The organism is Agrococcus jejuensis, assembly GCF_900099705.1.
In the GTDB taxonomy this organism is placed as follows: domain Bacteria; phylum Actinomycetota; class Actinomycetes; order Actinomycetales; family Microbacteriaceae; genus Agrococcus; species Agrococcus jejuensis.
Genome location: NZ_LT629695.1, coordinates 2,487,573 through 2,500,369, shown reverse-complemented (window position 1 = coordinate 2,500,369; position 12,797 = coordinate 2,487,573). Strand labels below are relative to the sequence as shown.

Annotated in this window: 12 protein-coding genes; 9 read left to right on the top strand and 3 right to left on the bottom strand. The window is 73.5% G+C overall.

Annotated features, from left to right (window positions below; translation table 11 throughout):
- The first annotated feature begins 6 nt into the window (after nucleotides 1-6).
- Nucleotides 7-792 carry a succinate dehydrogenase iron-sulfur subunit gene (locus BLQ67_RS11795; protein WP_092505293.1) on the top strand — a complete coding sequence of 262 codons (786 nt, stop codon included), beginning with the start codon at nucleotides 7-9 and terminating at the stop codon, nucleotides 790-792.
- A 202-nt stretch (nucleotides 793-994) separates the two neighbouring features.
- Nucleotides 995-1,822: a siderophore-interacting protein gene (locus tag BLQ67_RS11790; RefSeq protein ID WP_092505291.1), complete on the top strand. Its 828-nt coding sequence runs from the start codon at nucleotides 995-997 to the stop codon at nucleotides 1,820-1,822.
- Here BLQ67_RS11790 and BLQ67_RS11785 read toward each other — a convergent pair.
- Nucleotides 1,819-2,289 carry a MarR family transcriptional regulator gene (locus BLQ67_RS11785; protein ID WP_092505289.1) on the bottom strand — a complete coding sequence of 157 codons (471 nt, stop codon included), beginning with the start codon at nucleotides 2,287-2,289 and terminating at the stop codon, nucleotides 1,819-1,821. The two genes, BLQ67_RS11790 and BLQ67_RS11785, sit on opposite strands and share 4 nt — an antisense overlap.
- A 68-nt stretch (nucleotides 2,290-2,357) precedes the next feature.
- Here BLQ67_RS11785 and BLQ67_RS11780 point away from each other — a divergent pair, with 68 nt between their 5' ends.
- The 4 genes from BLQ67_RS11780 (at nucleotide 2,358) to BLQ67_RS11765 (ending at nucleotide 6,997) form a co-directional block, all read left to right on the top strand.
- Nucleotides 2,358-2,708: a hypothetical protein gene (locus BLQ67_RS11780; protein ID WP_092505287.1), complete on the top strand. Its 351-nt coding sequence runs from the start codon at nucleotides 2,358-2,360 to the stop codon at nucleotides 2,706-2,708.
- Between the two features lie 78 nt (nucleotides 2,709-2,786).
- Nucleotides 2,787-3,602, top strand: a complete 816-nt coding sequence (locus tag BLQ67_RS11775) for a TspO/MBR family protein (RefSeq protein ID WP_092505285.1) — start codon at nucleotides 2,787-2,789, stop codon at nucleotides 3,600-3,602.
- Nucleotides 3,603-3,647: 45 nt separating this feature from the next.
- Nucleotides 3,648-5,417: a dynamin family protein gene (locus tag BLQ67_RS11770; protein WP_092505283.1), complete on the top strand. Its 1,770-nt coding sequence runs from the start codon at nucleotides 3,648-3,650 to the stop codon at nucleotides 5,415-5,417.
- Nucleotides 5,414-6,997: a GTPase gene (locus BLQ67_RS11765; RefSeq protein WP_092505282.1), complete on the top strand. Its 1,584-nt coding sequence runs from the start codon at nucleotides 5,414-5,416 to the stop codon at nucleotides 6,995-6,997. Before BLQ67_RS11770 ends, BLQ67_RS11765 begins: the two co-directional genes overlap by 4 nt.
- Nucleotides 6,998-6,999: 2 nt before the next feature.
- Here the strand turns inward: BLQ67_RS11765 and BLQ67_RS11760 are convergent, their stop codons facing one another.
- Nucleotides 7,000-8,136, bottom strand: a complete 1,137-nt coding sequence (locus BLQ67_RS11760; RefSeq protein ID WP_092505281.1) for an acyltransferase family protein — start codon at nucleotides 8,134-8,136, stop codon at nucleotides 7,000-7,002.
- Nucleotides 8,133-9,782 (bottom strand): phosphoenolpyruvate--protein phosphotransferase, encoded by a 1,650-nt coding sequence (ptsP, locus tag BLQ67_RS11755; RefSeq protein WP_092505280.1) that lies wholly within the window; start codon nucleotides 9,780-9,782, stop codon nucleotides 8,133-8,135. Before ptsP ends, BLQ67_RS11760 begins: the two co-directional genes overlap by 4 nt.
- A 95-nt stretch (nucleotides 9,783-9,877) precedes the next feature.
- Here ptsP and BLQ67_RS11750 point away from each other — a divergent pair, with 95 nt between their 5' ends.
- Genes BLQ67_RS11750 through trpS form a run of 3 tightly spaced genes read left to right on the top strand, consistent with a single transcriptional unit; the run spans nucleotide 9,878 to nucleotide 12,747 of the window.
- Complete coding sequence (locus BLQ67_RS11750) at nucleotides 9,878-10,843, top strand: YihY/virulence factor BrkB family protein (RefSeq protein WP_157674825.1); 966 nt, start codon at nucleotides 9,878-9,880, stop codon at nucleotides 10,841-10,843.
- 41 nt (nucleotides 10,844-10,884) lie between these two features.
- A complete protein-coding gene (locus tag BLQ67_RS11745; protein ID WP_092505276.1) occupies nucleotides 10,885-11,718 on the top strand; it encodes an exodeoxyribonuclease III in 834 nt (277 codons plus the stop codon).
- Nucleotides 11,719-11,751: 33 nt separating this feature from the next.
- A complete protein-coding gene (gene trpS, locus BLQ67_RS11740) occupies nucleotides 11,752-12,747 on the top strand; it encodes a tryptophan--tRNA ligase (protein WP_092505274.1) in 996 nt (331 codons plus the stop codon).
- Nucleotides 12,748-12,797 lie beyond the last annotated feature (50 nt).

Below are 12,797 nucleotides of genomic sequence, written 5' to 3'. Positions count from 1 at the left end.
ACGAGCATGACCGACACGCAGACGCTCGAGGCGACGACCTCCGACGACCAGGCCACCGAGGTCGAGGCGATCGAGGAGCCCAAGTCGTTCACGGTGACGCTCAACGTGCGCCGCTACGACCCCGAGGCCGACGACGAGCCCAAGTGGGTCGACTACGACGTCGAGATGTACCCGACGGAGCGCATCCTCGACGCCCTGCACCGCATCAAGTGGGAGCAGGACTCGACGCTCGCGTTCCGCCGCTCGTGCGCCCACGGCGTGTGCGGCTCCGACGCCATGCGCATCAACGGCCGCAACCGTCTCGCGTGCAAGGCGCTCATCAAGGACTTCGACATCTCGAAGCCCATCTACGTCGAGGCGATCAAGGGCCTGCCGCTCGAGAAGGACCTCATCGTGAACATGGAGCCGTTCTTCGACTCCTTCCGCGAGATCCAGCCCTTCCTGCAGGCCACGGGCAAGCCCGAGAAGGAGCGCCACCAGACGATCGCGCAGCGCGAGCGCTTCGACGACACCACGAAGTGCATCCTCTGCGCAGCGTGCACCACGTCGTGCCCCGTGTTCTGGACCGACGGCCAGTACTTCGGCCCGGCCGCGATCGTGAACGCGCACCGCTTCATCTTCGACAGCCGCGACGAGGCGTCGCAGGTGCGCCTCGACATCCTCAACGACAAGGAGGGCGTGTGGCGCTGCCGCACGACCTTCAACTGCACCGACGCATGCCCCCGCGGCATCGAGGTGACGAAGGCGATCGCCGAGGTCAAGGCGGCGATGACGTCGGGCCGCGTGTCCTGACCCACCGCTGACCGTTCGCGACGGCCCGGAGCTGCGGCTCCGGGCCGTCTCGCGTTCCCGGATGCGGGTGCGGGATGGCTGCGTCGAGCTGCGTCGTGCAGGCGATTCCGGGCTTCGAGGGAACATTCCCCTCGAGAGGCGGAATCGCCTGCGAAACGCAAGACGGATAGAGTGGTTAGGTTCGCCTAACCCGAGGAGCTCCATGTCCACGCCCGCGCGCCGCAGTCGTCCGACGAACGTGCTGGAGGTGGTCGCGGTCGAGCAGCTCGCCCCGCACCTCGTACGCATCTGGGCGGGCGGCGAGGGGCTCGAGGCGTTCGAGGGCTCGGACGCGACCGACCGCTACGTGAAGATCTGGTTCACGCAGCCGGGCCACGACCTCGACGCCCCGTGGGACGTCGAGGAGCTGCGCCAGACGCTCGCGCCCGAGCAGCTGCCGGTGTCGCGCACGTACTCGGTGCCCGTCGTCGAGGCCGACCGCGTCGCGATCGACTTCGTCGTGCACGGCGACGAGGGCCTCGCAGGCCCGTGGGCAGCGGCTGCGAAGCCCGGCGACCGCATCGTCTTCTCGGGTCCGGGCGGCGGCTACGCGCCCGACGCCTCCGCCGACGCGCACCTGCTCGCGGGTGACGAGTCGGCGATCCCGGCCATCGGCGCCGCGCTCGCGTGGATGGCCGAGCACGCGCCCGCCGCGGTCGGCACGGCGTACGTCGAGGTGCACGGCACCGCCGACGAGCTCGCGCTGCCGAGGCCTGCGGGCGTGGACCTCGTGTGGCTGCACCGCGGCGAGGCCGTGACGGCGGGCACCTCCCCCGTGCTCGCCGACGCCGTCGCCGGCCACGCGTTCGTCGACGGCCGCACGCACGTCTTCGCGCACGGCGAGCGCGAGGCGATGAAGGCCATCCGCGACGTCGTGAAGCGCCAGGGCATCGCGCGCGAGGACCTGTCGCTGTCGGGCTACTGGGCGCACGGCCGCACCGAGGACCGCTTCCAGGCCGAGAAGCGCGAGCCGATCGGGCAGATCCTCTAGTCGCGCTCCGCCGATCGTCGTCGCTCGGCGACGGTCTCGATCGCGGCGCGCAGCGCGGCGAAGCCCTGCACGAGCGCGGCGAGGTCGTCGTCGGCGACGAGGTCGAGCACCTCGTCGGTCGCCTCGTGGCGGTCGGCGAGCCGCGCGTGCAGCTCGGCGCCCCGCTCGGTGGGCGCGAGGTGCCGTACGCGGCGGTCATCCGCCGACTCCTCGCGACGCAGGTAGCCGGCCTCGACGAGGCGATCGACGCTCGTGGAGACGGTGGCGGGCGTGACGTCGAGGGCGGTCGCGAGCGCGGAGCCCGTCGTGGCGACGCCGCCGGCGACGAGCAGCAGCACGCGCAGCTGCGCCATCGTGAGCGGCACGTCGAGCCACGGCTGCATGCGCTCGAGCGCCATGACGCGGCCGAGGGCGCTGCGGTCGGCGAGGAAGCGCTCGACGAGGGCGGTGCGGGCGGATGCGGGCATCGTGGCCTCCGATCAGACAGGTAGACGAGTCATGACAGTTTGACATCATCGAACCGTTAGATGGATGCATGGACCCAGACAGAGCCTCCATCACCCCCGCCTCACCCGTCGCGACGCCGCGCTTCCGCCACGTCGTCGTGGCCGACCCCTCCCCCGTCGCCGCCGCCGACTGGCTGCTCGCCCACGGCGCCGACGTCGTGATCGTCGCCGAGGACGTCGCCCCGTTCGCGATGCTCGTGAACGCCTACGGCGACGACGTGCAGACCGTCGAGCTGCCCGCCCACGTCATCCGCGACCGCACGGCCCTGCGCGCATCCGTCGAGGCGACGGGCATCGAGCCCGATGCCATCGTCGTCGTGCCGACGAGGCCGGGCGACCACCGCTACGCGATCGCGCAGCCCTCGGTCGTCGCTGCCTGAGCGGTCGTCAAGCAGCCAAGTAGTCAGCCGGCTGTCAACCCCGCGCGAGGCCCGCTCCTTCGGGCCTAGCGTCGGAGCATGACCGCCGCGCCGACCACCGCATCCACCCCGACGACGCTCGATCGCGTGCGCGCGATCCTCGTGCTCGTCGCCGTGCCCGCCACGCTGCTCGGCGCCGCGCTCGGCTCGGGCCTGCTCGGCGGCGGCACGGCCGAGGGCGTCGGCCAGGGCGCGTTCGCCTCGGATGCGACCCCGCTCGCGCCCGCGGGACCGGCGTTCTCGATCTGGTCGGTCATCTACCTCGGCCTCGCGGTCTACGGCATCTGGCAGGTGCTGCCGCGCAACCACGCCGACCAGCGGCAGCGTTGGATGGGGTGGCTCGCGCTCGCGTCGATGGTGCTGAACGCGGCGTGGATCACGGCGAGCCTCGCGAGCGCCGTCGCGCTCACGGTGGTCATCATCGTGGCGCTGCTGCTGTCGCTCGTCGCGATCTTCGAGGTGCTGCGTGGCATCCGCGCCCGGTCGCTCGTCGAGACGGTCGTCGTCGACGGCACGTTCGGCCTCTACCTCGGCTGGGTGTGCGTCGCGACGGTCGCGAACGTGGCGGCGTGGCTCGCCGACATGGGGCTGCGGCCCGAGGCGTTCGCAGCGCCCGCGACCGTGGTGCTCGTCGTCGTCGCGGCGATCGGCGTCGCCGTGGCGCTGCGCGGCCACGGGCGCATCGGGCCGATGCTCGCGATCGTGTGGGGCGTCGCATGGATCGGCGTGGCCCGCGCGACGGGCGAGCCGGCGTCGACGACCATCGCGGTCGTCGCGGCGATCGTGTGCGTCGTCGTGGCCGCCGTCACGGTCGGCGCGCGCCTGCGTACGCACCGCCAGCCCGCGAAGGCCTAGCGGGCTCCTCTGCCGCCGCGCAGGCCGCTGCGGCATGCTGGTCGCGTGACCGACGCCACCATCGCCGCGCTCGAGCGCCTGGGCGCCCTGCGTCGCGCGCTCGACGGCACGCGCCTGCCGCTCGCGGTCGAAGGCGTGGATGCGGCGCGCGACCTCCGATCGCGCGCGCTCAAGCAGGTCGACGACTACGTCGAGCCGCGCCTCGCGAACCTCGACGCCCCGCTGCTCGCCGTCGTCGGCGGCTCGACGGGTGCCGGCAAGTCGACGCTCGTCAACGCGCTCGTGGGCCTGCCCGTGACGCGCACGGGCGTCATCCGTCCTACGACGCGGCAGCCGATCCTGCTGCACGCGCCGAGCGACCGCGGCTGGTTCGCGTCGACGCGCATCTTGCCCGATCTCGCGCGCATCACGGGCGAGGTGCGCGCGACGCCGCTGCCGGCGAGCGCCGCGGGCGAGGAGCCGGATGCCACGAAAATCGGGGCGGTCGTGCTCGTGGGCGACGAGCGCGTGCCCGCCGAGCTCGCGATCGTCGACGCCCCCGACCTCGACTCCGTCGCCGACGAGAACCGCGCCCTCGCTGGCCAGCTGCTGGCCGCCGCCGACCTGTGGCTCTTCGTCACGACCGCCAACCGCTACGCCGACGCGGTGCCGTGGGCGGCGCTCGAGGATGCCGCCGGTCGCGACGTCACGGTCGGCGTCGTGCTCAACCGCGTGCCCGCCGCCGCGGCGACCGAGGTCGAGGGCGACCTGCGGCGCATGCTCGGCGAGCGCGGCCTCGGTGCCGCCCCGATCTTCACGGTCGTCGAGTCGCCGCTCGACGACCTCGGCATGCTGCCTGCGGATGCGGTCGCGGGCATCCGCGCGTGGCTCGCGGGCATCGCCGGCGACCGGGCCGAGCGCGCCCGCATCGCGGGCCGCACGCTCGGCGGCGCCGTCACGAGGCTCGCGGCGTCAGCGCGCGAGGTCGCGGCGGCGCGCACGCTGCAGGTCGCCGCGGCCGACGAGCTCGCCCGCGTCGTGCAGAGCCGGTACGACGACGCGGCCGACCGCATCCACGCCGCGACGAGCGATGGCACGCTGCTGCGCGGCGAGGTGCTGGCGCGGTGGCAGGACTTCGTGGGCACGTCCGACGTGTTCCGCACGATCGAGGGCTGGTTCTCGCGCACGCGCGACCGCATCGGCGCCTTCTTCCAGGGCAGGCCGGCGTCGGTGGTGCAGGTCGAGACGGCCATCGAGCACGGGCTGCACGCCGTCGTCGTCGACGAGGCCGGCGGCGCTGCGGGCGACGCGTGGCAGCGGGTGCGGGCGACGCAGGCGGGGCGGTGGCTGACGGCCGACGTCGACCTGTCGCGCGAGTCGGACGACGTGGCGGCACGCACCTCGCGGCTCGTGCGCGAGTGGCAGGCCGCGCTCGTGCAGCGCATTTCCGACCAGGCGGGAGACAAGCGCGTGAAGGCGCGCATCCTCTCGCTCGGCCTCAATGCCGTCACCGTGACGCTCATGGTCATCGTGTTCGCGTCGACCGGCGGGCTCACGGGCGGTGAGATCGCCATCGCGGGCGGCTCGGCGATCGTCGGGCAGAAGCTGCTCGAGACGATCTTCGGCGAGGATGCCGTGCGCCGCATGGCGAAGGACGCGCGCGACGACCTCGACGAGCGCGTGCGCGCGCTGCTCGCCGAGGAGGCCGCCCGCTACGCGCCGCTGCTCGACCCGGTGCGCGACGGCACGACGCCCGCCGAGCTCGAGGATGCGTCGCACGCGCTCGAGCGGGCGATGGCGACCGTCGCCACCGACGCCGCCGAGGGACGCGCGTGACGCTCGACGCGGCGCTCGAGGCGCTCGAGGACGCCGCCGAGCTCGGCGCGGGCCGCATCGACGACGCCGACGTCGCGGCGATCCGCGTCGTGCTCGAGCGGGCGGCGTCGCGGCGCGCGCTGTCGAGCGAGCACACCGTCGTCGGCTTCTTCGGCGCGACGGGCTCCGGCAAGTCGTCGCTGCTCAACGCCGTGGTCGGCGAGCAGCTCGCGAGGGCGCACGTGCGTCGGCCCACGACCTCCGAGCCGCTCGCGGCCGTGTGGGGCGCGCGGGGGTCGGCGGCGCTGCTCGACTGGCTGCAGGTCACCGACCGCCGTCACGTCGAGGCCCCGTTCGCGGGCGACGAGTCGCTCTCGCTCATCCTGCTCGACCTGCCCGACTTCGACTCGGTCGAGCCGCAGCACCGCGCGATCGCCGAACGTCTCGCGGGCCAGGTCGACGTGCTCGTGTGGGTCGTCGACCCGCAGAAGTACGCCGACGCCGTGCTGCATCGCTCGTTCGTCGCGCCGCTCGCGACGCACGGCGCCGTGACGGCGGCGGTGCTCAACCAGGTCGACCTGCTGCCGGCGGGTACCGTGCCCGACGTCGTGGCGTCGCTGCGCGGCCTGCTGGCCGCCGACGGCCTCGCCGACGTGCGCGTGCTGCCGGCGAGCGCCGCGACGGGCGAGGGCGTGGATGCGGTGCGCGCCACGATCGCCAGGTTCGCGCGCGAGCGCGCGGCGCAGTCGGCACGGCTCGCCGCCGACGTCGCCGCGGCCGCCGGCAGGCTCGAGGCGCCCGACATCGCGCCCGAGGTCGCCGCGCCGGTGCGTGCACGGCTCACGGACGGCCTCGCCACCGCGGCACGCGTCGACGCCGTCTCGCGCGCCGCGGGCGCGAGCTACCGCAAGCGCGCCGGACAGACGACGGGCTGGATCCTCACGGCGTGGCTGCTGCGCCTGCGCGCCGACCCGTTGCGCCGTCTCCATCTGCTGCCGTCGACCAGAGCGCGCGGCCGGGATGCCGACGTGCACCGCACGGCGCTGCCGCCGCAGTCGTCGGCCGAGCGTGCGCAGGCGTCGCTCGCCGTGCGCGCGTACGGCGACGCCGCCTCCGAGGGGCTCGGCGACGGCTGGCGCGCCGCCGTGCGGCAGGCGGCGAACGAGGCGCTCGCGGTCGTGCCCGACGCGCTCGACCGCGCCGTCGCCCGCACCGACCTCGGTGCCCGCGGCTCGTGGTGGTGGGTCGTGCTCGCGATCGTGCAGTGGATCGCGCTCGGCGCCGCGCTCGTGGGCGTCGGCTGGCTGCTCGCGGCCGCGCTGCTGCCGATCTGGAGCCTGCCCGCGCCCGAGGTGCCGGTGGAGCAGGGCTGGCCCGTGCCGACGTTGCTCATCGCCGCCGGCGTGCTGCTCGGCATCCTCACGGGGCTGCTGGGCGCGGCGCTCGGCGGTGCGATCGGCGCCGCCAGGCGCGCTCGCGCTCGGCGACGGCTGCGCGCGGCGGTCGCCGACGTCGCCCGCGCCGAGGTCGTCGAGCCGATCGAGCTCGAGCGCGACCGTGCCGAGGCGTTCGGCGACGCCGTGCGCCGCGCCCGCGGCTGACGTCAGGTCGCGGCGGGCGCCGACGCGTCGGTCGACGCCGCGACGGCCGTGCCGCGCACCGACGGCGCGGAGCGCGTGATGCGCCTGCCGATCGCGATGCCCGGCACCTCGGCGGCACGGTGCACGAGCTCCGTCGCGGCGGCGACCGCCGCGAGCGCGAGCGCGAGCCCCAGCTCGTACGGCAGGCCGAGCTCGAGCACCACCATCCACAGCACCGTTAGGCCCACGGGGCCGTGCACGAGGTAGAGGCTGTAGCTGCGCGCCGCCAGCACCCGCAACGCCCGACGCGACCGCAGCCGCCCCTCGAGCGCGATCGCGCCAGCGAAGAGCGCCCCGGCCAGCAGCAGGCTCGGGCCGTACGACGTCGGCGGGTCGAGGAAGATCGGCTGGATGCCCTCGAGGCCGAGCACGAACACGACCCACGCCGCGACGCCCAGCGCGATCGCCACCCACGCGCGCACCTGGCCGCGGTGCCAGAGGAACGTCAGCTGCCCGAGCACGAGCAGCGGCACGTACGACAGGTTCGCCGCGACGAGGAAGTAGACGTCGCCGAACGACCGCGCCGTGAGCACCGCTGCCGCGCACACGACGAGGATGAGCACGGGCATGAGCCACACGGCGCGGCCGCGCAGCCATCCGATCGCCGCGACGAGCGCGTAGAAGACCACCTCGACCGCGAGCGTCCACGCGACGCCGACGATGGGCGTGAAGCCCGGCAGCACGTAGTTCGCGAGCGTGCCTGCCACGAGCCAGTCCTCGACGCCCGCACCCGCGCTCACGACCGAGAGCCCCGCTGGCGTCGGCGCCGGCGTGATCGCCAGCACGAGCAGGATCGTCGCGATGAGCGGCGGGTAGATGCGCAGGATGCGGCGCACGCCGAACGCCCACGCCCGCTCGCGCTGCCTGGCCTGCGTGACGACGTAGCCCGAGATGAGGAAGAACACGGCGACGCCGAGCCACCCCATGTCCTGCACGATCACGAGCGGGTCGAGCGCGAACCGACGCAGCAGCGTCATGGGCGGCCAGTCGCGCCCGTGGTCGGCGAGGAACCCTCCGACGAGGTGGGCGACGACGACCGAGGCCGCCGCGAGACCCCGCAGCTGATCGAGCAGCGCGAGGTACCGCGGCGGGGAGGTCACGCCGCCGCGGCTGCGTCCCGCGCGCCCTGCGCCGACGTCGCCTTGAGCGCGGCGGCCGCCTTGGCCTTCGCCTGCTCGATCGTGTGCTCGAGCAGCTCGGCGCGCACGTCGGCGAACGCGGCGGGGCTCATCGACAGCGTCGTGACGCCGAGGCCCACGAGCACGACCGCGAGCGCGGGGTCGGCCGCGGCCTCGCCGCACACGCCCACGGGCTTGCCCGCCTCGGTGCCGGCGTCGCCGAGCAGCTGGATGAGGCGCAGCACGGCGGGGTGCCACGGGTCCTGGAACGACGCGACCGTGCCGAGCATGCGGTCGGCGGCGAACGTGTACTGCGTGAGGTCGTTCGTGCCGATCGACACGAAGTCGGCCGCCTCCATGACCTGGTCGGCGAGCACGGCGATCGAGGGGACCTCGGCCATCGCGCCGACGGTCTTGAGGCCGTGCTCGCGGCCCAGGGCGACGAAGTACTCCGTCTCCTCCTGGTTCGCGATCATCGGCGCCATGACCCACAGGTCGGCGTTCGTCGCGGCGTCGGCGGCGGCGAGCGCCTCGAGCTGGTCGCGCAGGATCTGCTCGCTCGCGCGCAGGGCGCGGATGCCGCGCAGGCCGAGCGCCGGGTTCTCCTCCTCGGCGTCGTTGAGGAAGGCGAGCGGCTTGTCGGCGCCGGCGTCGAGCACGCGCACGACGACCTTCTTGCCCTCGAACGCCTGCAGCATGCGCGTGTAGGAGTCGGTCTGCGACGCGACGGTCGGCGCCTGCTTCGCGTCGAGGAAGAGGAACTCGGTGCGGAAGAGGCCCACGCCCTCGGCGCCGAGCTCGAGCGCCTTCGCAGCATCCTCGGGGCGGCCGACGTTGGCGAGCAGCGGGATCTTCGTGCCGTCGGCGAGCGCGCCGTCGGTGATCGGGGCGTCGGCGCGGGCGGCGCGCGAGGCGGCCTCGGCGGTCGCGGCCTCGACCTCGGCATCCGACGGGTCGAGCGTCACGGCGCCCGTCTTGGCGTCGACGACGACGCGGGTGCCGTCCTGGACGGCGCCGAGGAGGCCCTCGACGCCCACGACGGCCGTGATGGACTTCGAGCGGGCGAGGATCGCGGTGTGGCTCGTGGGGCCGCCGTCCTGCGTGATGAGCGCGAGGGTGCGCTCGAGGTCGAGCGTCGCGGTGTCGGCGGGCGCGAGGTCGCGCGCGACGAGGATGAAGGGCACGTCGGACTCGGGCACGCCCGGCGCGGGCACGCCGCGCAGGCGCGCGACGACGCGCTGCGAGACGTCGTCGAGGTCGGTGGCGCGCTCGGCCATGTAGCCGCCGAGCGCGATGAGCATGGTCTTGAACTGGTCGAACGCGTCGTGCACGGCGCGCTCGCCGTTCGTGCCCTGGCCGATGCGGCCGGCGATGTCGTCGGCGAGCGCCGGGTCCTGCGCCATGAGCGACGCGGCCTCGAGCACCTCCTGCGCCTCGCCACCGGCTGCGCGGCCGCGCTCCGAGAGCTCGGCGGCGACCTCGGCGAGCGCCGTCTGCACGCGCTGCGTCTCGTCGGCGGCGTCGCCGACGAGCGGTTCCGTCGACGGCGGAGCCAGGGGCTCCGGCATCCGCAGTACCACGCCTGCAGCGATTCCGCGACCGACACCGACTCCACGCAGCTCTGCCATGCCGCAAGACTACGCTGTCGAAGCGGTCAGGGGACGCGACGGATGGGGGCCTTGCGGTGACGACGACGGCGCAACGCATCATCGGGTCGCGACCCGTGCGGGCTCTGCAGCACTACGGTGCGGCGAAGGGACCCGTCTTCGCGCAGGGCATGACGCTCAGCGCCTTCCTGTCGCTCTTCGCGGCCCTCTTCATCGGCTTCGCGATCTTCGCGGCCGTGCTCGGCGGCAACGACGCGCTGCGCGACCGGGTGATCGAGGCCGTCGCCGGATCGGTGCCCGGGCTGCTCGGCACGGGCCCCGAGGGCGAGGGCGGCGTCATCCCGGTGGACACGTTGCTGCAGTCGAGCGTGCTGAGCTGGGGATCCGCGATCGCGGCGGTCGCCATCCTCATCACGGCGATCGGCTGGATCGGCGTGAGCCGCGAGGGCTTCCGGGCCGTGTTCCATCTGCCCGACGTGCGCTCGAACGCCATCGCCCTCAAGGCGGGCGACCTCGGCGTCGCCGTGGGCATCGGCCTGCTCGTGCTCGCCTCGGCCGCGCTGCTCGTCGTCACGAGCGCCGTCGCCGACGCGCTCGGCATCGGCGGCGTCGGCCAGGTCGTGGGTCTGCTGGCGCAGCTCGCGCTCGACGCCGCGATCGTCGCGCTGCTCTACCGCTTCGCCGGCCGGCTGCGGCTGCCCTGGTCGCAGCTCATCGGCGCCTCGCTCGCGTGCGCCGTCGCCTTCGCCGTGCTCAAGCAGTTCGCGGCGCTGCTGCTCACGGGCGGCTCGAACCCGCTCGTCGCGTCGTTCGCCGCCATCCTCGGCATCCTCGTGTGGCTCGGCTTCGTGAACCAGATCCTGCTCGTCGCGCTCTCGTGGCTCGCGGTCGGCGAGACCGGCAAGGAGTACGTGCAGCACGTGGATGCGATGAACGCGCGCGAGGACGCGATCGCCGAGCTGCGCGCCGACCGCGCCGCCATCAAGGCCGAGATCGCCGAGCGCAAGAAGGACGACCCCAAGCAGGGGCTCTTCGCGAAGTCCCTGCAGAGGCGCCTCGCGAAGCAGGCGCGCAAGCGCTGAGCGCCGCCGCCCTGTCGGTGGCGCGCCGATAGGCTCGGGGCATGCGCATCGTGTCCGTCAACGTCAACGGCATCCGGGCAGCATCGGGCAAGGGCATGCTCGAGTGGCTCGACGAGGCGAAGCCCGACATCCTCTGCCTGCAGGAGGTGCGCGCGCAGGACGAGGACGTGCTGCGCATCCTCGAGGGTTGGCACGTGCTGCACGACGCCGCGACCGCCAAGGGCCGCGCCGGCGTCGCCGTCGCGTCGCGCATGCCGTCGATCGGCCACCGCACCGACATCGGGCTCAAGACGTTCGACACGAAGGGCCGCTGGCTCGAGGCGGACTTCGCGCTCGACGACGACCGCGTCCTCACCGTCATCTCGGCGTACGTGCACTCCGGCGAGGCGGGCACGCCGAAGCAGGAGGACAAGATGCGCTTCCTCGGCTCCATGCTCAAGCGCCTCCCCCAGGTGCGCGCCACGACCGACCTCGCCGTCGTCATGGGCGACCTCAACGTCGGCCACACCGAGCGCGACATCCGCAACTGGAAGGGCAACCGGAGGAACGCGGGCTTCCTGCCCGAGGAGCGCTCGCACCTCGACCGCATCCTCGGGCCTGAGGGCAAGCTCGTGACGGGCGTCGACGGCGTGCGCGGCAAGGGTCAGGGATGGGTCGACGTGGGCCGTGCGCAGTCCGGCGACGTCGACGGCCCCTACACGTGGTGGTCGCAGCGCGGCCGTGCGTTCGACACCGACACCGGCTGGCGCATCGACTACCAGCTCGCGACCCCGGCGCTCGCCGCCACCGTCACCCACTACGAGGTGGCGAAGGCGAGCGCGTGGGACACGCGATGGTCCGACCACGCTCCCGTCGTCGTCGACTACGCGCTCTGAGCTCCACGCGCTCCTGAGATCCGAGGAACCACCATGACCAAGCCCCGCCTCTACTCGGGCATGCAGCCCTCGTCGGGCTCGCTGCACATCGGCAACCTCATCGGCGCCATCTTCCAGTGGAGGAGGATGCAGGAGGAGTACGACGCGACCTTCTCGGTCGTCGACCTGCACGCCATCACCGTGCCGCAGGACCCGAAGGTGCTGCGCGAGCAGGTGCGCACCGTCGCCGCGCAGTACATCGCCGCCGGCATCGACCCGTCGCGCTCGGTGCTCTACGTGCAGTCGGCCGTGCCCGCGCACGCGCAGCTCGCGTGGGTGCTGTCGACCATCACGGGCTTCGGCGAGGCCAGCCGCATGACGCAGTTCAAGGACAAGTCGGCCCGCCAGGGCGCCGACGCCGCGTCGGTCGGCCTCTTCACCTACCCGATCCTCATGGCCGCCGACATCCTGCTGTTCGACACCGACGCCGTGCCCGTCGGCGACGACCAGAAGCAGCACGTCGAGCTCACCCGCGACCTCGCGACCCGATTCAATGCGCGCTTCGGCGACACGTTCGTCGTGCCGAAGCCCGTCATCCAGGCGGAGTCGGCGCGCATCTACGACCTGCAGGAGCCAACGGCGAAGATGTCGAAGTCGGCCGCGACCGACAAGGGCCTGCTGTCGCTGCTCGACGAGCCGACGAAGGTCGCGAAGAAGATCCGCTCGGCCGTGACCGACATGGAGGGCGTCGTGCGCGCCGACCGCGAGCAGAAGCCCGGCGTCACGAACCTGCTCACGATCCTCTCGTCGATCACGGGCACGCCCGTGCCCGAGCTCGAGACCCGCTTCGAGGGCCAGCAGTACGGCGCGTTCAAGGCCGAGGTCGCGGATGCGGTGGTCGCCGAGGTCGCGCCGATCCGCGAGCGTGCGCTCGAGCTGCTGGCCGACCCGGCCGAGCTCGACCGCATCCTCGCTTCGAACGCCGCTCGCGCGTCGGAGGTCGCCGAGGCGACGCTCGACCGCGCGTACCGGGCGATCGGGCTGCGGTAGGGCGCTCGGCTCCCAACAGCCGGTGGGTTGCGCCGCGAGACGATCGGGAA

What these genes read in the sequence shown, in the direction of transcription:
- BLQ67_RS11795 (WP_092505293.1), top strand. Translation starts at nt 7, where the DNA reads ATGACCGACACGCAGACGCTCGAGGCGACGACCTCCGACGACCAGGCC.
- BLQ67_RS11790 (WP_092505291.1), top strand. Translation starts at nt 995, where the DNA reads ATGTCCACGCCCGCGCGCCGCAGTCGTCCGACGAACGTGCTGGAGGTG.
- BLQ67_RS11785 (WP_092505289.1), bottom strand. Translation starts at nt 2,289, where the DNA reads ATGCCCGCATCCGCCCGCACCGCCCTCGTCGAGCGCTTCCTCGCCGAC.
- BLQ67_RS11780 (WP_092505287.1), top strand. Translation starts at nt 2,358, where the DNA reads ATGGACCCAGACAGAGCCTCCATCACCCCCGCCTCACCCGTCGCGACG.
- BLQ67_RS11775 (WP_092505285.1), top strand. Translation starts at nt 2,787, where the DNA reads ATGACCGCCGCGCCGACCACCGCATCCACCCCGACGACGCTCGATCGC.
- ptsP (WP_092505280.1), bottom strand. Translation starts at nt 9,782, where the DNA reads ATGGCAGAGCTGCGTGGAGTCGGTGTCGGTCGCGGAATCGCTGCAGGC.
- BLQ67_RS11745 (WP_092505276.1), top strand. Translation starts at nt 10,885, where the DNA reads ATGCGCATCGTGTCCGTCAACGTCAACGGCATCCGGGCAGCATCGGGC.
- trpS (WP_092505274.1), top strand. Translation starts at nt 11,752, where the DNA reads ATGACCAAGCCCCGCCTCTACTCGGGCATGCAGCCCTCGTCGGGCTCG.